Source organism: Mycobacterium shunyiense, from assembly GCF_058270075.1.
On sequence record NZ_JBZDPU010000015.1, the window covers coordinates 481529 to 501262 of the forward strand.

Below are 19734 nucleotides of genomic sequence, written 5' to 3' on the forward strand. Positions count from 1 at the left end.
CCAGAGAAGCCGGGACGCGACGTGAGCTCCGAACCCGGCCCCATCGAGCTGACCGCCGAGGGGGAACTGGCGCTGCTGCGTGAGCTCATCCGGGCCGCATCGAGTGGTCCGGGAGTGGAGCCGCTGGCCGCCGCGGCCGCCAGGATGATCACCGCGTCGACCGCCACCGACGTGTGCTTCGTGCACGTGCTCGACGATTCCGACCGCGCCCTGACGCTGGCTGGGGCCACGCCGCCGTTCGACGCCGAGATCGGCAAGATCCGACTGCCGCTCGGGCAGGGCATCTCGGGGTGGGTGGCCAGCCACCGGCAGCCCGTGGTGATCAGCCACGACAAGGAGTCCGATCCCCGCTACATGCCCTTCGAATCGCTGCGCGGGCGTGACTTCACCTCGATGGTGTCGGTCCCGATGGAGACCGGGCCGGGTGGACTGGTCGGGGTGCTGAACGTGCACACCGTCGACCGCCGGGAGTTCACCCCGCGCGACGTGGAGTTGTTGTTGGTGATCGGCCGGCTCATCGCAGGCGCGTTGCACCAGGCCCGACTGCACCGCCAGCTGGTGGCGCGTGAGCGCGCACACGAGAATTTCGTCGAGCAGGTGATCGAGGCGCAGGAACTCGAGCGGCGCCGGCTGGCCGGCGATATTCACGACGGCATCTCCCAGCGGTTGGTGACGCTGTCGTACCGGCTCGACGCCGCGGCCCGAGCGGTCGACCCGGACACGGTGGCCGAACAGCTGGCGGCTGCGCGCGAGCTGGTGGCGCTGACACTGCAGGAGGCCAGGGCCGCGATCAGCGGGCTGCGCCCGCCGGTGCTCGACGATCTGGGTCTGTCGGGCGGACTGGCCAGCCTGGCCCGTTCGATCCCGCGGATCCCCATCGACGTCGACCTCGCCGAGACCCGGGTGCCCGACCATATCGAGCTGGCGCTGTACCGCATCGCCCAGGAATGCCTGCAGAACGTGATCAAACACGCCGAGGCGGATCGGGCCCGACTCACCTTCTCGGTCGACGACGGGGTGGCCCGGCTCGAAATCGTCGACGACGGAAAAGGATTCGATACCTTCGAGCACCCGCTGGGAAGTGACGAGATGGGCGGCTACGGATTGTTGTCGATGGCCGAGCGGGCTGAGATCGTCGGCGGCCGGCTGCACATCCGGTCGAGGCCGGGCGCGGGCACCACCGTGACCGCCTCCATCCCGCTGCCGTCCCCGATCACGTAAGTGCCGTCAGCTCTCCTGGAGGTGTGCCCGCACCGCGGGCACCGCGCGGGCGATCAACTCCTCGGTCGATTGCGACGCGATCGGCTCGATACGCAGGATGTGGCGCAGATAGGCGATGCCCAGCAGCTGGCCCATGGCCAGATCCACCCGTAGTTCGGCCTCCGGGCCGGGCAACGCGCTGGCGATCTGCGGGTAGAGCCGCTGCTCGATGAACTGACGGACCAGGGCTGCCGATTCCTCGTGGGTGGCCGCGCCGCGCAGGATCGCCAGCAGGGGCGCGCGGGTGTCGGCATGTTCCCAGAGTTCGAAGAACGCCTCGGTCAGCCGTTCGGCGAGGCCGTCGGGGCCCTCGTCGAGGATGCGTCCGCTGAATTGTTCTGGGTCGAACGGCCAGCCGACGGTGGCCCGGAACAGGTCGGCCTTGCTGCCGAAGTAGTGCCGGATCAGGGCCGGGTCCACCTGTGCGGCCGCCGCGATGTCGCGTAGCGAGGTCTTGTCGTAGCCACCCTCGGCGAACATCCGCCGGGCCGTGGACACCAGCTCGTCACGGGTTCCGGGCTGTCCCGGTCGTCGTCCACGTGGCGGCATAGTCCCGAAATTCTACAGTCGTTGACTTCTTACTCGGGCCAGGATTACGCTCGGATCATTAATTCCACAATTGAGGAGTTATCTGATGCCCGCTCCGCGATGGGTCGCCCAAGCCAACAAGATCGGCCTGAACAAGCTCACCCGGTTCATCGCGCCATGGGCGCCGGGGTGGGCGGTGGTCATCCACCGGGGACGCAAGTCCGGCCGCACCTTCCGGACGCCACTGTGGGCGTTCCGACGCGAGCACGGCTACGTCATCGCGCTGACCTACGGCTCGCAGGCCGACTGGGTGCGCAATGTACTGGCCGCCGGCGGGTGCGAACTGGAGTCGCGCCGCCACACCTACCGGCTGACCGCACCCGAGGTGTACACCGACGACAAGGCCACCGACATGCCCGCGTTCATCCGCTTCATGCTGCGCCGGGTGATCAAGGCCCCGGAGTTCCTCAGCCTGAAGGTCGCCGATTAACCGCCCAGTTTCCCGGCGAGTTCGGGGCACTCGTACTTGAGCGCCACGTTCACGATCGTCATGAGCGCGTCGGGCGGGAGCTTGCTGCCCATCTGTGTCAGCACGTTGACGACATCCTGCTTGGTCTTGTTGAAGCTGCCGCCGGCCATGATGCAGGCCATCATCAGCTGATCACCGATGGCGTTGTCGGAACCCTGGATGCCGGCGGCGCGGACCTCGGCGAACGCTTCCGGCGGCAACCCCGCGGAACCGCGCGGCGAGCCGGTGGTCGGCCTGGGGACCTGAGTCAGAGTTCGCTTGGGCGCCGTCGATGTCGCCGTGAACGGCGTGACGTCGTCGGGGGCGGTGGCCGTCCCGGAAGTCGTGGGACTACAGGCCGCCATCAATACGACAGCGGCGGCGCCGAGCGCCGCACCCACCCGTTTGGCGTTCATCGACACTCCCCTCCACTGCGTTCAACGCTAGTGGGGTAGCCACAAAGCCGACTCAGAAATCACCGGAGTGTCGGCGCAGGGTCTCGATCGAGGCGACCAGCGCACGTGACTGCTCGTCCGACATCCCGACATCGGCGAACACCTGCTCGTTCAAGGTCACCGTGGCGTCCTCGACCGTCGATCGCCCGAGTTCGGTGATGCGGACCAGCGTGGTGCGCCCATCGGTCGGGTGCGGGACCCGTTCCACCAGACCATTGGCCTCCAGGCGTCGGATCGCGTGCGTGACGCTGGTGACGTGCACCTGAAGGCGATCGGAGGCCTTCGTGATCGGCAGCGCGCCGGCCCGGCTGAAGGCCAACAGACGCAGCAGTTCGAACCGCGAGAAGCTCAGATCGTATGGCCGTAGCGCGGTCTCCACCCGGGCCAGCAGGATCTGGTGGGCCCGCATCACCGAGGTCACCGCGACCATTCCGCCGGCCACCTCGCCCCAACCGGCCGCCTCCCAGTTGGCGCGGGCCTGCGCGATCGGGTCACGCTTGTCTGGTGGCGAGGTCACGCCTCTTCTTACCGCATCGTCCCGCGGGTACCGCGCATTCTGCGCGCATCGGGTCCGGCCGGCCGGGTCCTCAACTCGCAGCGGTCACCGCGCTCAGCACCGCCCGGGTGGACTGCCGCGATCCGACGGTGATCCGCACCCCGCCGTCGGCGTAGTGACGCAATTGCAGTCCGCTGCCGTCGAACACCTCCGGCCACGGCGTGGGTCGGCCCGGCAGGAACAGGAAGTTGGCCTGCCCGTCGGTGCTGTAGACGCCGAGCGCCCGCAACCGCATCTGCAGATAGCGCCGTTCCGCGGCGATCATCCGGATACGTTGACGCAGTTGACTTTCCGCAGAATAGGACGCCGCGACCGCGACCTGGGCACTGATCCCGATCCCGAACGGCAACTGCATCCGCCACAGTTCGCGGGCGAGGTCCGGTGCGCAGAACCCATAGCCGATCCGAAGCCCGGCCAGACCGTAGGCCTTTGAAAAGGTGCGCACCACTACGACATTGCCGAACCTGGCGACCAGGGTGGGTCCGTCGATGCGGTGCTCGGCGGCCAGGAACTCCACGTATGCCTCGTCCAATAGGACGACGGTGTCCGCGGGTAGCCGGGTCAGGAAGCGCTCGACCTCAGCGGCCGGTTCGATCGTGCCGGTCGGATTGTGCGGCCGGCAGACCGCCACCACCCTGGCCTGCCGGGCCGCCTCGGCCATCGCGTCGAGGTCGTGCCTGCCGTGTTCATCGAGTGGAACGGTGACGGTCCGCAACCGGGCCATCTGGGCGAAGATCGGATAGCCGTCGAAGGTGGGAGTCGCCATCACCATGGTGTCGCCGGGGCTGGTCACCGCATGCAGCACCTGCATGATGACCCCGGTCGCGCCGGCTCCGACGATCACCTGCTCCTCGGCTATCCCGTCATGACGGGCGATCAGCGAGCGCAACCGCTGTGGCAGGAACTCCGGATACCGGTTGGCGGCCTCATCGCATGCCCGCAATGCCGAACGCACTGCGGGCAACGGCGGAAAAGGGCATTCGTTGAGCGACAGTGCCAGCGGGTTGACCGCCTGCGGCAGCGCCCCGACAGCGTCGAGCAGTGCCGAGCGGGGAGCCACCATCACGCGTCCCCAGCGTCGTCGCGGCCGCCCCAGCGCACGGCGGCGGCGCCGGCGAAGTCACCGGCGTGGGCGAAGGCGGCCATCAGCACGGTATCGCCGGCCTTCACCCGACCGCCGGTGACGGCCCGGTCGAAGTTGACGGGAATTCCTGCGGCGAACAGGTTTCCGCACTCATCAAACGTATCGACGTGTCGTTCGGGCGGCAACTCCAATGCGTCGCGCCAGTTCCGCAGGAACACGCGGTTGGGCTGGTTGGTGACAAACAGGTCGATATCCTTGGGCTGCACACCGATTCGATCGCAGACCGTATAGGACACCTCGGGCACCTGCCGGTTGCCCCGTGCCAGCACCTTGGTGATCTTGCTCTCGGTGAACCCGATGCAGGCCTCACCCGGGCCGGCCTGCCACCATTTGCGCGGGGGGTCCATGACGACGGTCATATCGCCCGCGTACTCCCCGTAGGTACGGCATTCGACGTCGAGGATGGGTGACGCATCGGACAGCGTCACCAACCCGACCGCGGCCCCGTCGCCGGGAACCGCCGCCTGCGCCTTACGCCGGATGGTCTCCTGATCGAACACCTGGCCCGCCGAGTTCTGGGCGATCGCGATCACCGCGGTCCGGCCCTCACCCGAACGCAACAGGGTGCGCGCCACTTTCAGCCCCAGAACGAACGCAGCACAGCCACCGTTGTGTAGGTCGATCACCCAGTTGGGCTTCATGCCCAGCCGGTGGGCCATGCCGCCGCCACCACCGTAGAACGGCATGTCGGGCAGTTGGGTGTGAGTGATCAACACGTCGGCCCCGGCGATGACATCTGCGCCGTGCCGCTCGATCAATCCGGCGGCGGCCCGCTCCACCATGTCGATCGCGGTTTCGTCGGGCCCGACGTGATGACGGAACCGCGGCGCCCGGAACATCACGTTCTCGGCCAGCTCGTCCGTTTCGGCGAACCCGGCGTAGTAGTCGGCACTGATCGGGTCTCCCGGCAGGTAGGTCGACACATCGATGAGGCTGACGGGTGTCTGTTCAGTCATGGCCGGACCTCACTTCATCCAGGCCGGAGTGACCGACAGACCGTTGTGGTGCCGGTATTCGGCGATTGCCTTGAGGTTTCGTAACTCCAGCAGGTGGCCGGGACCGAACATGTCCCAGAAGTCCCCCACCCATACCGGTCGCGCCGGGGGTGCGGTCTCCGGGTACGGGTTCTCGTCGTAGAACGGATGATGGCAATTCGTCCACAGCACAACCGAACCCGGCTTGTCGAGGACCACCTGCGCGTCGACGATGCGCATCAGATAGATCATCCACAGGTGCTTACCCTGGTCCCAGGCGCAGTGGTAGTCGACGGTCAGTGCGTCACGGTGGGCCACGGTGCGGGTGTAGATCTCGCTGCCGGGGCCCGACGGACCGGCACCGAGCCGGTCGTGGGCCAGCCACAGCCCGGGCTCCTCGGTCGGGGTGAAGCCGCGCAGGCTGTAGGTCCACTCCTCCAGGCAGCGGGTGTCGGACAGGTAGTCGAACAACTCGTCGGGTGGGCACTCGATGTAGTCGTTGACGGTGCAGTACTGACCGAACACCTGGTCGTGCGGGTAGACCGACCGCATCATGTCCATGATGATCGGCGTGGCCTGCTCCTTGGGCGAGGTCTCGATCCGGATGAGGCCGTCCAGCGGGGTGGGGGTACCCCGATGGACCGTGATGTCTTCAAGCGCGGGCAGTGACATGGGTCCTGTTCTCCTCTGGATTGGAAGGGGCGCTCTCGGCGGCGAGAAACGCTGCGAACGGCGGGATTTCGTCTGCTGAACACTCGATGCTGAGCACCGACGGCCCGTCGGCGTCCAGCGCCATACCCAATGCCCGGGGCAGTTGGTCGACGTCGGCGACGTCGTAGGCGGGTAGGCCGGGGAACATCGCGGCCAGCCCGGCGCCGAGCCAGCTCGGGCCGAACCTGTTGTATGAGTAGCGGTCCTCGTAGAACAGCTGCTCGCGGGTGACGCACATGGCGTGCGCGTGGTTGTCGAACAGTACGAAGGTGATCGGCAGCCGGTACTGCATCGCGGTGTGAATCTCCATGCCGTGCATAAAGAATGAGCCGTCACCGGCGATCACCACGGTGCGCCGGGCGGTGCCGGCGGCGGCCGCGTCAGCGGCGCGGTGAAACGTCATCCCGATCCCGGCGCCGAAGCTGTAGCCCATGCCGCCCATGCCGAGCGCCACCATGAAGCGGCCGTCACGGCGGGCAGGCAGGTAGTGAATGGCCGAGGCTCCCACGTTGCCGGCGTCGACGACGATATCGGTGCCGTCGGCCAGGTCTGCGTCGAGCACGGCCATCGCGTCGCGGTACCGGATACCCGGGCCGTGGTGGTCCGGTGTGCGTAGTTCGGTGCGCGGCAGGTGATCGGGCACCCGGACCTGGGTCGGACGGCCAGTCCCGGACAACGCGCGGGCCAGCTGCGTCAACGATTCCCGCAGGTCGCCCGAGTGGACATGGGTGCACGACGGATAGGGCACCTGGGCGCCGATCGAGTAGGTCGGCACCGAGCCCAGCACGCGGTCCAGACCGGCCCGGGCCGTCACCGTCATGCGGGTCCCCACCAGCAGGCACAAAGCACTCTGACCAGCGGCGACAGCCACCCCGGGGTGCCCCATCACACCGGCAACCCCCAGTGCGGAGGATGAGCCGAGACCCGGGGTGCCGGCCACGTCTTTGGCATCGGGGACGGTGGCCACCCGTGCGCGCAGTGTCGCCCGAAGTAGTTCGAGTTCGGCGCGAGCGTCGTCGCGGGCCACCTGCTCGCCGGCGATGATCGTGATCGGCCCGTCGGCCCGGCGCAACGCCTGTTCGAGCACCTGCGGATCGCCGAAGCGGATGCCTGCTCCGGCCAGGTAGACGCTCCCGTTGGCTCGTCCGTTGACGCCGCCTCCATCCACGCAAGCCACATCGGCCTGCTGAACATCCTTGGGCAGCAACAGGACTGCTGGCCCGCCGGTTCGGGCGGCTGCCAGCGCCTCGGGCAGCGCGGTGAGGATGTCGGCGGGCCTCAGAACCCTGCGGCAGTAGACCGAGACCGCCGAGAACAGGGCGTACGCGTCCAGGCTCCCGTTGTCGCCGCTGGTGTCCTGGAAGGCCCCGCGGCCGTCGAGTGTCGTCGGTGCCTGCCCGATCAGGGCCAGCACCGGAACCCGGCTGGCCAGGGACTCCCCGAGGCCGGGCACGGTGTTGAGGCAGCCGCCACCGGAGGTCGCCGCCACCACGCCGATCCCGGCACCGCTGCGGCTGTAACCGTCTGCCATTGTGGCAGCGGAGAATTCGTGTTTGGCCAGCACTGCGGTGATGTCGTCACGAAAGTAGGCCGCGTCGTAGAGGTCCTCGATGTTGGCACCGTCCACCCCGAAGAGGTGCGAGATCCCATTTGCGGCCAGGTACCCGACGATGTGGTCCACCACCCTGTGCGCCTTGACCATGTGTCACCTACTTCCGTGCTCTGCCAGTGACACGACCAGTGGGCGGCGGCGGTTCACCGTGGGGACGGATTCGTCCGAACTCCCGGCGACACCGCAGGAAATGCTCAGGACATCATCAAGATCAGCCGGAACCGAGGGGGATAGTGGAGGACGGGGGTTGTTGTTACCGGGGACCGCAGGACCCCGTGATCGGAGGCATCGGATGGCACAGCCGGGTATCGATTGGGAAGACGCCTATCGTCAGGAAACGCCGCCGCCGTGGAGCATCGGTGCCCCACAGCCGGAGCTTGCGCGATTGATCGAGCAGGGCAAGGTGCGCGGCGAGGTGCTCGACTCCGGATGCGGCCATGCCGCACTCTCGCTGGCCCTGGCCGAGCGGGGTTTCACCGTGGTCGGACTGGATTCCAGCCCGACGGCGATCGCAGCTGCGGCCGCGGCCGCAGCCGAACGTGGCTTGACCACAGCCAGTTTCGCGCAAGCCGACATGACCACCTTCACCGGTTACGACGGCAGGTTCAACACCGTGATCGACAGCGGCCTTCTGCACGCGCTACCGATCGATGGGCGCCGGCCCTACATCCAGGCCATCCACCGGGCCTCGGCACCGAACGCGGAACTGTACATCCTGGCGTTCGCGGCGAGGCCCTTCGGCGGCGAAGTACCCGGGCCCAACGGCTTCACCGCCGACGAATTGCGCGACACCGTCGCCACCGGTTGGACGGTCGACGAGGTGCGCCCGGCCAAGTTGTACGGCAACGACAACCCGGCTGCCGGCGCCGGCGGGCCGGCGTCAGCGCCCGGGGTGGAGCGTGACGGTGCCGGGCATATCGTGATGTCCGGCTTCCTGCTGAGCGCTCACAAGGATCCCGAGCTGCCCCGAGCGCCGTAACCGAACCGGACGCTCGGCGCTCGCTCAGAGCTGCTTTTCGAGCAGTACCTTGCCTTCGGGCGACGTAACCAGTTGCACCGCAGCGATATCCGACATCGGCATCTGGGTGTTGCCGCTGGGCAGTGCGGTGGCGCCGGACAACCCGATCCACGTCGCGACCTCGTTGCGGCTGCCGTCCCGGCCGACCACCATCATGCCGAGATTCTGCGGGGGCGCGTCCTGCTTGCCCCAGCTGCCATAACTGCAGGCCATGTCGATGCGGGTCCCCCAGGAGTAACTGGTCATCGCGATGCTGGCGTTGATGGGCGTGTCGGAGACCTTGCTCATCGCCAGCATCTGGGCGCTCTGCTGCTCGGAACCGCTGTGCAGACCGAACACCTCGGGGCGGATGCCGACCACCACACCGAGCGCCAGCAGCGCAGCGGCCACACCCACGGCGGCCGTGGTCACCCAGCGCGACCGGCGCCGCCCCCAGCTGACCTTGGCCAGCACGGACTGCAACACCTCGGGCCGCAGCGGCGGATCGGGCTGTTCGGATTCGAGGGCGAGCACGTCGTCCAGATCGAGCATGGCCAGTAGAGCGGGCATGCCAGTCAACTCGGCCACCGCGGAACGGCACTGCGCACAGCCATCCAGGTGAGCCTCGTACTCGCGTCGCTCGCTGCTTTCCAGCGAACCCAGCACGTAGGCCGCATCCCAGGTCCGGTACTTGTCGAGCTCAGCCGGATCAGGGATGTGGGGCACATCGAACCGTGTCATCGTGTCACCCCCATTTCCTGCAAGTTCAGTCTCAGTGCGCGTACCGCATAGTGCAGCCGCGATTTCACGGTGCCCTCGGGTATATGCAGATCGTCCGCGATCTGCCCGGTGGTCCAGCCCTGGTAGTACGCCCGGCGGACCACTGCCCGGTGTTCGTCGGATAGTTGGCTCAATGCCGTGGTCAGGAGGATTCGGTCCAACGCGTTGTCCACTTTGTCTGGGGTGGCGGCAGCCTTTGAATGCTCTGCCACCTGTTCGGGGTCGGGCACCCCGGTTTCGTTCCGAAAGCGGGCGCTTCGGCGTTCATCAATGATCATGTTTCGCGCCACCGTAAACAACCACGCCCGTGCCGAACGTTCGGTATCTGGAGCGGCGTCAGGCGGATGAGCGCTTGCGAGAAGACCGTCAGGCTTATGACGCCACGCACGCAGCAACGTTTCCTGCACCACGTCCTCGGCCCGGGCCCGATCGCCCGTGAGCCGCAGGGCATAGCGCCATAGCGCAGCAGCATGCTCGTCGTAGAGCATCCGCATCATGGCGGCCTCCGGATCATCCACTTCCCTACCTCCGTCTGTGACACGACGTTGGTGGCGATCCGGTTCAATTAGAACCTTTGCGCTCCGGCTGACACCAGCGATGGCGCGCGTTTCGAGTATTGATTGCTGGCGTTAATTACCGGGTGAGGATTCGGGGGCCGTTTTCGGTGACGGCGACCGTGTGCTCCCAGTGCGCCGCACGGGTCCCGTCGGCGGTGACGACGGTCCACTCGTCGTCGAGAATCACGGTCTCGGTGGTGCCCAGGGTCAGCATGGGCTCGATCGCCAGTACCGAGCCGGGCTCCAGGTACGGACCGCGGCCGGGTGAACCCTCGTTGGGCAGGAACGGGTCCATGTGCATCTGGCGGCCGATACCGTGACCACCGTAGCCGTCGACGATGCCGTACTTGCGGTCGTGCCGGGCTTCGGCGGCGTGGGTCTCGACCTCGATCGCGTGCGAGACGTCGGTGAGCCGGTTTCCGGGCAGCATCGCGGCGATCCCGGCCTCCATGGCGGATTTCGTTGCTGCAGAAAGAGCTTCGTCGGCGGCGATGAGTGCGCCGACGCCGAAGGTGACGGCCGAGTCACCGTGCCATCCGTCGACGATCGCGCCGCAGTCGATGGACACCAGATCGCCGGCGGCCAATTTCTCGCCCGCTGACGGAATGCCGTGCACCACACGGTCATTGACCGAGGCGCAGATGCTGGCCGGAAATCCGTGGTAGCCGAGGAACGACGGGGTGCCGCCACCGTCACGGATGACGGACTCGGCGATCTGATCCAGCTCGAGTGTGGATACGCCGGGGGCGGCGGCCGCCTGGACGGCCCGCAGTGCCGAGGCGACGAGCGCCCCGGCCACAGCCATCGCGTCCAACTCTCCGGCGCTGCGCTGCGCAACGACCTTGCGCTTGCGCAACCCCGGCAATCTGATCACTTACCCAGTGCCTGCAATGCGCGGGCGAACACCTCGTCGAGGGCGCCCACCGCATCCACGGTCTTGAGGTCGTCGCGGTAGTACTCCAGCAGCGGCTCGGTCTCGTCGCGGTAGACCTTCATGCGGTTACGGATGACCTCGTCGGTGTCGTCAGCGCGGCCACGGCCCTTGAGCCGGGTCAGCAGCTCGTCCTCGGACACCTGGAACTCCACCACTGCGTCGAGCTTGTGGTTGCGCGCGGCGAGCATGTCCTTGAGCGCGCCCGCCTGCTCGACCGAGCGGGGGTAGCCGTCGAGGATGAACCCGTCGGCGGCGTCGGCCTGGTCGATACGGTCCTCCACGAGGCGGTTCGTCAGCTCGGCCGGCACGAGATCGCCGGCGTCCAGGTAGCGCTTGGCCTCCAGTCCGAGCGGAGTGCCGTCACCGATGTTCTTGCGGAACAGATCCCCGGTGGAGATTTGTGGGATGCCGAGCTTCTCGGACAGCTTCTCTGCCTGCGTGCCTTTGCCCGCACCGGGCGGTCCGAGTAGAACGACTCTCACTTCAGGAACCCTTCGTAGTTACGTTGCATGAGCTGGCTCTCGATCTGTTTCACGGTATCCAGACCCACACCGATCATGATGAGAACCGCGGTACCGCCGAACGGCAGATTCTGCACCGAGCCGGTGTTGCCGATCTGCAGGAACAGGTTCGGCAGAACGGCGATCACACCGAGGTAGATCGAACCGGGCAGGGTGATCCGGCCGAGCACGTACCGCAGGTAGTCCGCGGTGGGCTTGCCGGGACGGATGCCCGGGATGAATCCGCCGAACTTCTTCATCTCATCGGCGCGCTCGTCCGGGTTGAACGTGATCGACACGTAGAAGTACGTGAAGAAGATGATCAGGCCGAAGTAGATCGCGATGTAGACGGGATCGGCGGGATTCGTCAGGTAGTCGGCGACGAACTTGTCCCACCATCCGGTGCCCGGGTTGGAGCTGCCGCTCTGGATCAGCTGGGTGATCAGGTGCGGGATGTAGATCAGCGAGGACGCGAAGATCACCGGGATGACGCCGGCCTGGTTGACCTTGAGCGGCAGGTAGGTGGAGGTACCGCCGTACATCTTGCGGCCCACCATGCGCTTGGCGTACTGGACCGGGATACGGCGCTGGCCCTGCTCGACGAACACCACGCCGATGATGATCAGCAGCGTCGCGGCAACGACGGCGGTGAACACCAGGCCGCCGCGGCTCTCCAGGATGGTCTGGCCCTCGGACGGGATCCGGGCGGCGATACCGGCGAAGATCAGCAGCGACATGCCGTTGCCGATGCCCCGCTCGGTGATGAGCTCGCCCATCCACATCACCAGCGCTGCGCCTGCGGTCATCACCAGCACGATGACGATCAGTCCGAAGACCGAGCTGTCCTGGATGATGTCGAGGCTGCAGCCCTGCAGCAGCCCGCCGTTGGCGGCCAGCGCCACGATGCTGGTGGCCTGCAGGACCGCCAGCGCGATCGAGAGATAACGCGTGTACTGCGTCATCTTGGCCTGACCGGCCTGGCCTTCCTTCTGCAACTGCTCGAAACGCGGAATCACCACGACCAACAGCTGCACGATGATGCTGGCGGTGATGTAGGGCATGACGCCCACCGCGAACACCGTCAGCTGCAGCAGCGCGCCGCCGGAAAACAGGTTGATCAACGAGTAGATCTGGGCGGAGTCGCCGCCGCTGACCTGCTCGATGCACTTTTGGACGTTCGGGTAGTTAACCCCCGGAGACGGGATCGACGCGCCGGCCCGGTAGAGAATCACCAGGCCCAACGTGAACAGGATCTTGCGTCTGAGGTCGGCCGTCCGCAGCGATGAGATGAAAGCCGAAAGCACTCTTCCTCCTGCGCAGCCGACCTCTCAGCGCGGCGTGCCAAACGGGGCTGGTGGAGCCAGCGTCAATGGTCAAGTCGTGTACGACCGCCCGGCAGGCGCGCAGCCTGCGAACTCAGTCGTCAAATCAGTCTACGAGAGTAACAGTTGCCCCCGAGTACCCCCGTCATGCACCCGCGCCCGCCCGCCTCGATCCGGCCGGGATCTGGCCGAGCTGCGGAGCAGAGCTTCTCTTCAGAATCGGAGCGTACAGTCGGCGACAGCTCATTACACCACCTAACTAACACGTTGATTTCGACTGAACAAAGGGGAATTCATGGCCCGGACTGCTGACGACTCGTGGGATCTGGCCTCCAGCGTGGGTGCCACGGCGACGATGGTCGCGGCAGCGCGCGCAATGGCCACCAATGCCGATGATCCGGTGATCGACGACCCCTTCGCCGCTCCCCTGGTCCGCGCTGTCGGGATGGACTTCTTCACCAAACTGGCCGACGAGAACTTCACCACCGAAGGACTCGACGAGGAGGCCACAACAGGGCTGATCCGATTCGCCAACGGCATGGCCGCCCGCACCCGATTCTTCGACGACTTCTTCCTGAGCGCGTGCCGTGCCGGTATCCGGCAGGCGGTCATCCTCGCGACCGGGCTGGACTCGCGGGCCTACCGGCTGCCGTGGCCCGACGGCACCGTCGTCTACGAGGTCGACCAGCCCGAGGTGATCGAGTTCAAGAGCGCCACCCTGGCGGACCTCGGCGCGGTACCGACCACCGACCGCCGCACCGTGGCCATCGACCTGCGCTTCGACTGGCCCTCGGCGTTGACCGAGGCCGGGTTCGACCCGTCGCTACCTACGGCATGGATCGCCGAGGGGTTGCTGGGCTATCTGCCGGGGGACGCCCAGGACCGTTTGCTCGACCAGGTCACCGCGCTGAGTGCGCCTGGCAGCCGATTCGGTGTCGAGGGCGTGCCCGCCACCGAGTCCAACGACGAAGAGACGATCCGGGCCAGAATGCAGGAGTTCACCGACCGCTGGCGGGCACACGGCCTGGACATGGACCTCAACGAGCTGATCTTCCTCGGAGACCGTGCCGATGTGACGACGTATCTGGAAGGACATGCCTGGAAGACCACGAGCATCTCGTCCAACGATCTGCTGGTCCGTACAGGTCTGCCGCCGGTCGAGGATGAGGCCCACGCGGCATCGGTCCTCTACATCAGCGCCGAGAAGTGAGGCGGGCGAGCGATGGCACGGTCTGACGCCGACAGCTGGGATCTGGCCTCCAGCGTGGGCGCGACGGCGACGATGGTCGCCGCGGCCCGCGCGATCGCCAGCGCTGAACCCGATCCGCTGATCAACGACCCCTACGCGGCGGATCTGGTGCGTGCGGTCGGGGTGGAGTTCTTCACCAAACTCGTCGACGGCGAGATCGCCCTCGACGGTGAGTTGGCCGCCGGTGCCGAGCTGATGATCGGGATCATGGCGGTGCGGACGAAGTTCTTCGACGACTTCTTCACTACGTCGGGCGCGGCGGGCATCCGACAGGCCGTGATCCTGGCTTCCGGCTTGGATTCCCGGGCGTACCGACTGCCGTGGCCCGAGGGCACCGTGGTGTACGAGATCGACCAGCCCGAGGTGATCGGGGCGAAGTCAGCGACGATGGCCCAGATCGGGGCCACCCCTACCGCCGAGCGCCGCACCGTCGCCGTCGATCTGCGCGACGACTGGCCGGCGGCTCTACGGGCGGCCGGCTTCGATCCCGAAGCGCCGAGCGCGTGGAGCGCCGAGGGACTGCTGGCCTATCTGCCGCCCGAGGCCCAGGACCGGTTGTTCGACAGCATCACCGCGCTCAGCGCCCCGGGCAGCCGACTGGCGACCGAGTTCCATCCCGATATCGCGGCGAACCTGCGTGAGCGCGGCAATGCGATGAGCGAGCAGTGGCGTCAGCACGGACTGGACCTCGACCTGGCCAACCTGTGGTACGACGGCGAGCGCAATTCGGTCGTCGACTACCTGACCGACCGCGGATGGTCGGTCACCGCCCGGCGCCGGCCTGAGCTTTTCGCCGAATACGGCCGCGAGTTCCCCACCGCAGAAGCCGCTGCGCCACAACGCAACTCGCAGGCTGTCATCGCCATCCGAGACTAGGAGCACCATTTCATGACCCGCACCGAAGGCGACAGCTGGGATCTGGCCACGAGCGTCGGCGCGACCGCGACCGGTGTCGCGGCCTCCCGGGCGCTGGCCACCAAGCAGCCCGACCCACTCATCAACGATCCGTTCGCCGACGCGCTGGTGCGTGCGGTCGGTCTGGAGCACAGCATCCGACTCGCCGACGGCGAGGTGTGCGTCGAGGGCGATCTGATGCTGGACCGGCAGCGGATGTGTGAGCAGATCGCCGTCCGTACCCGCTTTTTCGACGACTTCTTCACCGATGCTTCGGCGGCCGGTATCCGGCAGGCGGTGATCCTGGCCTCCGGCCTGGACACGCGCGCCTACCGGCTGGCCTGGCCGGCCGGCAGCGTCGTGTTCGAGGTGGATCAGCCGGCAGTGCTGGAGTTCAAGACCCGCACCCTGACCGATCTCGAGGCCGAGCCTGCCGCCGAGCTGCACACCGTGCCCGTCGACCTGCGCGACGACTGGCCCGCGGCCTTGCGCGCCAACGGTTTCGATCCACAGCTTCCGACCGCTTGGATCGCCGAGGGCCTGCTGATCTATCTGCCGCCGGAAGCCCAGGACCGGTTGTTCGACAACATCACCGCGCTCAGCGCCCCGGGCAGCCGGCTCGCCACCGAGCACATGGACGCCGCCTCGCTCAACGACAAGTGGACCGAGCGGGTCAGCCAGTGGTCGAAGAAGGTCGGCTCCGATATGGATCTGAAGGACCTGTTCTACTCCGGCGAGCGAACAGCCGCCCGCGACTACCTCGCCGCACACGGGTGGGACGCGACAGTGCAGCCCACCCGGGCCGCCTACGCGTCGCACGGTTTCCCCTACCCCGAGGAGCTTGACGACCTCGCCGGTGATTCTGGTTATCTGTCAGCAACACTCAAGACATCGAAATAGACGACCGGGAGGCGCACGATGGCACGAACCGATGACGACAGTTGGGATCTGGCCTCCAGCGTCGGCGCCACCGCCACTCTGGTGGCCACGGGGCGGGCGATCGCCAGCCAGGATTCCCACGGCCTGATCGACGATCCGTTCGCGGCGCCGTTGGTGCGCGCGGTGGGCATCGACGTGTTCACCAAGATGGTCGACGGTGAGCTGAGTCTGGATACCCTCGCCCAGCTCGCACCGGATGCAGCTGAGCGCGCTCGCTCGAATATCGACGAGATGGCGGTGCGTACCCGGTTCTTCGACGACTTCTTCATCACGTCGGGCGAGGCCGGTATCCGGCAGGCGGTGATCCTGGCCTCCGGCCTGGACTCGCGCGCATACCGGCTGCCCTGGCCGGCGGGCACCGTGGTCTACGAGATCGACCAGCCCGAGGTGATCGAGTTCAAGACGCGCACCCTCGCCGACCTTGGCGCGGAGCCGAAGGCGGAACGACGCACCGTACCGATCGACCTGCGGAACGACTGGCCGGCCGCCCTGCGCGCCGCGGGATTCGACCCGGCAAAACCGACCGCGTGGTGCGCCGAGGGTCTACTGATCTACCTGCCGCCCGAGGCGCAGGACCGGCTGTTCGACAACATCGCCGCGCTCAGCGCACCCGGCAGCGCGGTGGCCACCGAATTCGTGCCCGCGCTCAAGGATTTCGACCCGGAAAAGGCACGCGCCGCCACCGCGACGTTCAGCCAGCTCGGTCTGAACATGGACATGCCGTCGCTGATCTACCACGGCGAGAGGCATTCGGCCGCCGACTATCTGAACGCCAAGGGTTGGGAGATGTCCGGTACGCCCCGGTCGGAGCTGTTCGTCCGCCACGGCCTGCCGGTGCCCGACCGCGACGACAACGACCCGATGGGTGAAATCGTCTACGTCAGCGGGACTCTGGACTGAGCGGCGTCACGATACCCTGGCAAAGCGCAACGTCTCGCCCCTGGCTCCGCCCATCCACAGGTCCTGGCAGGCCGCGGCCATGTCGTCGAGTCCCTCGATGATCTCGCCGAACACGTTGCCGGGCACCCAGCCCTGGTCCCCGTTGATCAGCAGGTTGTTGCGGCCGTAGAACAGCGCCAGGTCGACGATCGCGCCGGTGGTTCCGGTACCGGCGCTGTTCTCGTATCCGTATGCGGGGTTGCCCAGATCGTCCGAGTCGAACGAGAACCAGCACAGATCGCCCGGTATCGGGGTGACCGTGGTGTTCTCCTTGCCGGGGTCGGTGCCGAATGCCGGCAGCAGGGTGTAGATCTCGTTACGGGCGTACTTGCCGTGAAATACCTGCGCCGCCAACGGCAGGGCGTCCCACACCGCGGCGCAGGTGCGCGGCGCCGCGTCGTCGAGGAGTCGGGCCACACAACTGACTCCGCGTTTGTCCAGCGACACCGTGACCAACCGGCTCATGCAACCTCCTCGGTGAGCAGCGCGGGCATCCGGCGATGCCAGTCCGTGGCGCCCTGGTACACGTCCCCCACCCGCAGCACCAGGGCATCCGAATGTCGGGGACCGACGATCTGCAGCCCGACGGGCAGGCCGCCCGTGCTGAACCCGCACGGCACCGAAAGTGCGGGCTGCTGGGTCAGATTGAACGGATACGTGTAGGGCGTCCAGCTCGTCCAGTCCGGTGAGGCCGAACCGTCGGGCACGTCCCGGCCGACGGCGAAGGCGGTCAGCGGCAGCGTCGGGGTGACCAGGACGTCATAGGTCTGGTGGAACCTGCCCATCAGTTCCCCCAGGTGCATCCGGACGGCGGTCGCATCCAGGTAGTCCGACGCGGTGAAGGTTGCCCCGGTCTCGGCCGTGCGCCGTAGACCGGGATCGATACGCCCGGCGTCCGGACCAGTCAGCTTGCCTTCCAACACCTTTGCCTCACCGGCGAACCACAGCACCTGGAAGGCGTGCACCGGGTCGGCGAAGCCCGGATCGACCTCCTCTACGTGCGCGCCTGCCGCCGCAAGTACCTCCACCGCTGCCCGTACCGCGACATCGACCTCAGGGTCGTTGACCCCGAAGCCGAGGGTCGGCGAGTAGGCGACCCGCAGCCCGGCGATGCCACCGGTCAGCACGGCACGGAAAGACGAACGCGGAGAGGGCATTGCCGACCAGTCCCGCCCGTCGAACCCGGTGACGACGTCCAGCAAGGCGGCAACGTCGGCGACCGTGCGCGCCATCGGGCCGGCGTGCGAAAGCGTGCCGAACGGGCTCGGCGGATACAACGGGATGAGACCGTAGGTCGGTTTGAGGGCGACGGTGCCCGTGAACGCGCCAGGAATGCGCACCGAACCACCGCCGTCGGTGCCCACCGACCACGCGCCCATGCCCAGTGCCACGGCCGCGGCACTGCCCCCGCTCGACCCGCCCGCAGTCACCGCGGGATCCCACGGGTTGCCGGTCACTCCGTAGCGCGGCGAGTCGGTCACGCCCTTCCACGAGTACTCCGGAGTGGTGGTCTTGCCGAGCAGCACCGCGCCGGATTCGCGCAGCCGCGCCACGCTGGGCGCGTCCTCGTTCCACGGGCCCGCCTCGTCGATGAGCCAGCTGCCACGCAGGGTCGGCCAGCCTCTGGTCCACAGCGCGTCCTTGATCGATGTCGGGATCCCGTCGCCGGGGCCCAGCGGACACCCGTCATGCCAACGCTTTTCGGACGCCCGCGCGGCGGCCATCGCACCGTCGGAGTCAACGAGCACAAATGCGTTGACCGCGTCGTTGTGGTGGTCGATGGCCGACAGCGCCGCTCGGGTCGCCTCCACCGGCGAGAGCGTCTTGGTCCGGTAGGCCTCGAGCAACTCGACGGCCTGTGGGATGGTCACGTCTGCTCCCCCGGTACGTAACCGAGCGCCTTGTCGACAACGTTGACCCACGGCTGCCCGGCCAGCCAGCGCCGCGCATTGTCGGCGAACTGATCGGCGAGAGTCTCCCGGAACCCCACGACGTCGCCGGACATGTGTGCGGTGATGACGGTACCGGGCGCGTCCCACAGCGGGTGTCCGGCGGGCAACGGCTCAATGCTGAACACGTCCAGGGTTGCTCCGGCGATGCGGTGTTCGGTCAGCGCGGCAAGCAGCGCATCCTCGTCGACGATCGGTCCCCGCGCGATATTCACAAGGTGCGCATCGGGTTTCATCGCCTTCAGGACGGCCGCGTCCACGAGACCACGCGTCGCCGGGGTGAGCGGAGCCGCAAGCACGAGGTGATCGCACCAGCCGACGGCCGAGACCAGATCGTCGGTGGTGACCACCGCACCGAAATCCGGATCCTCGGCGACCGCTTTACGCCCGGCACCGCGCACGGACAGACCGGCCGCGCGCAGCAGACGCGCGATCTCACGGCCGATGCCGCCCGTCCCGACCACGAGTGCCGTCGCACCCGCGATGCTGCGGGTCTCGCGGTAGCGCCACTCATGCCGGCGTTGGAAATCCAGGCTGGCCTGGGTCCCCTTGGCATGGGCCAGCACCGCGCCGAGAACGTATTCAGCTATGGGACGGTCGAATACACCGCGGGCATTGGTGACCACCACGTCCGATTCCCGCAGCTCGTCGAACAGCAGTGTGTCGACACCGGCCGCGGGGACGTGAATCCACTCCAGCGCATCCGCACGCGCCCACACTTCACGCAACGCAGTGGAGAAGTAGTCCCACAGCAGCAGGGCCCGCGCCCCTTCGACCGCCTGCCCCAGCCCGTCGGCGTCGCAGTAGCGGAAGTCGGCATCCACGCAGGACAGGCCCGGCACCCGGTCGGTCTCGTGCTCACACAGCACCGCGATCACGGGGCGGGCGGCTGCAGGCGGCACGGTTCCGAGGCTAGGCGTCTTCGT

Annotated in this window: 22 protein-coding genes; 7 read left to right on the forward strand and 15 right to left on the reverse strand. The window is 67.3% G+C overall.

Annotated features, from left to right (window positions below):
- Positions 1-21: 21 nt before the first annotated feature.
- Positions 22-1221, forward strand: a complete 1200-nt coding sequence (locus AC4ELH_RS16665) for a GAF domain-containing sensor histidine kinase (protein ID WP_448445948.1) — start codon at positions 22-24, stop codon at positions 1219-1221.
- 6 nt (positions 1222-1227) lie between these two features.
- On the opposite strand, the gene AC4ELH_RS16670 is transcribed toward AC4ELH_RS16665, so the two are convergent.
- Positions 1228-1809, reverse strand: coding sequence for a TetR/AcrR family transcriptional regulator (locus tag AC4ELH_RS16670; protein ID WP_498885467.1), 582 nt, complete (start codon positions 1807-1809; stop codon positions 1228-1230).
- 85 nt (positions 1810-1894) lie between these two features.
- Between AC4ELH_RS16670 and AC4ELH_RS16675 the strand changes: the two genes are divergently transcribed.
- Positions 1895-2278, forward strand: a complete 384-nt coding sequence (locus AC4ELH_RS16675) for a nitroreductase family deazaflavin-dependent oxidoreductase (protein ID WP_498885469.1) — start codon at positions 1895-1897, stop codon at positions 2276-2278.
- On the opposite strand, the gene AC4ELH_RS16680 is transcribed toward AC4ELH_RS16675, so the two are convergent.
- The 6 genes from AC4ELH_RS16680 to AC4ELH_RS16705 form a co-directional block, all read right to left on the reverse strand.
- Entirely contained in the window at positions 2275-2712 is a 438-nt protein-coding gene (locus AC4ELH_RS16680) for a hypothetical protein (protein WP_498885471.1), read from the reverse strand. The genes AC4ELH_RS16675 and AC4ELH_RS16680 overlap by 4 nt on opposite strands.
- Positions 2713-2764: 52 nt before the next feature.
- Positions 2765-3268, reverse strand: coding sequence for a MarR family winged helix-turn-helix transcriptional regulator (locus tag AC4ELH_RS16685; protein WP_055109908.1), 504 nt, complete (start codon positions 3266-3268; stop codon positions 2765-2767).
- A 70-nt stretch (positions 3269-3338) separates the two neighbouring features.
- Positions 3339-4370, reverse strand: a complete 1032-nt coding sequence (locus AC4ELH_RS16690) for a pyridoxal phosphate-dependent aminotransferase (protein ID WP_498885473.1) — start codon at positions 4368-4370, stop codon at positions 3339-3341.
- Positions 4370-5407, reverse strand: coding sequence for a 3-oxoacyl-ACP synthase III family protein (locus AC4ELH_RS16695; protein ID WP_498885475.1), 1038 nt, complete (start codon positions 5405-5407; stop codon positions 4370-4372). Before AC4ELH_RS16695 ends, AC4ELH_RS16690 begins: the two co-directional genes overlap by 1 nt.
- A gap of 9 nt (positions 5408-5416) precedes the next feature.
- The gene (locus AC4ELH_RS16700) at positions 5417-6097 is read right to left on the reverse strand and encodes an SRPBCC family protein (protein ID WP_448445960.1); all 681 of its coding nucleotides are present in this window, start codon (positions 6095-6097) and stop codon (positions 5417-5419) included.
- The gene (locus AC4ELH_RS16705; RefSeq protein ID WP_498885477.1) at positions 6078-7838 is read right to left on the reverse strand and encodes a thiamine pyrophosphate-binding protein; all 1761 of its coding nucleotides are present in this window, start codon (positions 7836-7838) and stop codon (positions 6078-6080) included. The genes AC4ELH_RS16700 and AC4ELH_RS16705 overlap by 20 nt, the downstream gene beginning before the upstream one ends.
- Positions 7839-8040: 202 nt before the next feature.
- Between AC4ELH_RS16705 and AC4ELH_RS16710 the strand changes: the two genes are divergently transcribed.
- On the forward strand, positions 8041-8727 hold the full coding sequence (locus tag AC4ELH_RS16710; protein WP_448445964.1) for a class I SAM-dependent methyltransferase: 687 nt from the start codon (positions 8041-8043) through the stop codon (positions 8725-8727).
- 24 nt (positions 8728-8751) lie between these two features.
- On the opposite strand, the gene AC4ELH_RS16715 is transcribed toward AC4ELH_RS16710, so the two are convergent.
- The 5 genes from AC4ELH_RS16715 to secY form a co-directional block, all read right to left on the reverse strand.
- The gene (locus AC4ELH_RS16715; RefSeq protein WP_064883244.1) at positions 8752-9486 is read right to left on the reverse strand and encodes an anti-sigma factor family protein; all 735 of its coding nucleotides are present in this window, start codon (positions 9484-9486) and stop codon (positions 8752-8754) included.
- Positions 9483-10043: a sigma-70 family RNA polymerase sigma factor gene (locus AC4ELH_RS16720; RefSeq protein WP_064883246.1), complete on the reverse strand. Its 561-nt coding sequence runs from the start codon at positions 10041-10043 to the stop codon at positions 9483-9485. Before AC4ELH_RS16720 ends, AC4ELH_RS16715 begins: the two co-directional genes overlap by 4 nt.
- Positions 10044-10158: 115 nt before the next feature.
- Positions 10159-10956 carry a type I methionyl aminopeptidase gene (map, locus tag AC4ELH_RS16725; RefSeq protein ID WP_064883248.1) on the reverse strand — a complete coding sequence of 266 codons (798 nt, stop codon included), beginning with the start codon at positions 10954-10956 and terminating at the stop codon, positions 10159-10161.
- Positions 10953-11498: an adenylate kinase gene (locus AC4ELH_RS16730; protein ID WP_055109924.1), complete on the reverse strand. Its 546-nt coding sequence runs from the start codon at positions 11496-11498 to the stop codon at positions 10953-10955. The genes map and AC4ELH_RS16730 overlap by 4 nt, the downstream gene beginning before the upstream one ends.
- Positions 11495-12820 carry a preprotein translocase subunit SecY gene (gene secY, locus AC4ELH_RS16735; RefSeq protein WP_064883250.1) on the reverse strand — a complete coding sequence of 442 codons (1326 nt, stop codon included), beginning with the start codon at positions 12818-12820 and terminating at the stop codon, positions 11495-11497. The genes AC4ELH_RS16730 and secY overlap by 4 nt, the downstream gene beginning before the upstream one ends.
- A 313-nt stretch (positions 12821-13133) precedes the next feature.
- Between secY and AC4ELH_RS16740 the strand changes: the two genes are divergently transcribed.
- Genes AC4ELH_RS16740 through AC4ELH_RS16755 form a run of 4 tightly spaced genes read left to right on the forward strand, consistent with a single transcriptional unit; the run spans position 13134 to position 16820 of the window.
- Complete coding sequence (locus AC4ELH_RS16740; protein ID WP_064883252.1) at positions 13134-14048, forward strand: class I SAM-dependent methyltransferase; 915 nt, start codon at positions 13134-13136, stop codon at positions 14046-14048.
- A gap of 12 nt (positions 14049-14060) precedes the next feature.
- Complete coding sequence (locus AC4ELH_RS16745) at positions 14061-14963, forward strand: class I SAM-dependent methyltransferase (RefSeq protein WP_498885482.1); 903 nt, start codon at positions 14061-14063, stop codon at positions 14961-14963.
- Between the two features lie 12 nt (positions 14964-14975).
- Positions 14976-15881: a class I SAM-dependent methyltransferase gene (locus AC4ELH_RS16750; RefSeq protein WP_498885484.1), complete on the forward strand. Its 906-nt coding sequence runs from the start codon at positions 14976-14978 to the stop codon at positions 15879-15881.
- An 18-nt stretch (positions 15882-15899) separates the two neighbouring features.
- Positions 15900-16820: a class I SAM-dependent methyltransferase gene (locus AC4ELH_RS16755; protein WP_064883259.1), complete on the forward strand. Its 921-nt coding sequence runs from the start codon at positions 15900-15902 to the stop codon at positions 16818-16820.
- Between the two features lie 6 nt (positions 16821-16826).
- Here the strand turns inward: AC4ELH_RS16755 and AC4ELH_RS16760 are convergent, their stop codons facing one another.
- Genes AC4ELH_RS16760 through AC4ELH_RS16770 form a run of 3 tightly spaced genes read right to left on the reverse strand, consistent with a single transcriptional unit; the run spans position 16827 to position 19710 of the window.
- Positions 16827-17324 carry a DUF3830 family protein gene (locus tag AC4ELH_RS16760; RefSeq protein ID WP_498885487.1) on the reverse strand — a complete coding sequence of 166 codons (498 nt, stop codon included), beginning with the start codon at positions 17322-17324 and terminating at the stop codon, positions 16827-16829.
- A complete protein-coding gene (locus tag AC4ELH_RS16765) occupies positions 17321-18730 on the reverse strand; it encodes an amidase (RefSeq protein WP_498885489.1) in 1410 nt (469 codons plus the stop codon). Before AC4ELH_RS16765 ends, AC4ELH_RS16760 begins: the two co-directional genes overlap by 4 nt.
- On the reverse strand, positions 18727-19710 hold the full coding sequence (locus tag AC4ELH_RS16770; protein WP_498885491.1) for a D-2-hydroxyacid dehydrogenase: 984 nt from the start codon (positions 19708-19710) through the stop codon (positions 18727-18729). The genes AC4ELH_RS16765 and AC4ELH_RS16770 overlap by 4 nt, the downstream gene beginning before the upstream one ends.
- Positions 19711-19734: the final 24 nt, after the last annotated feature.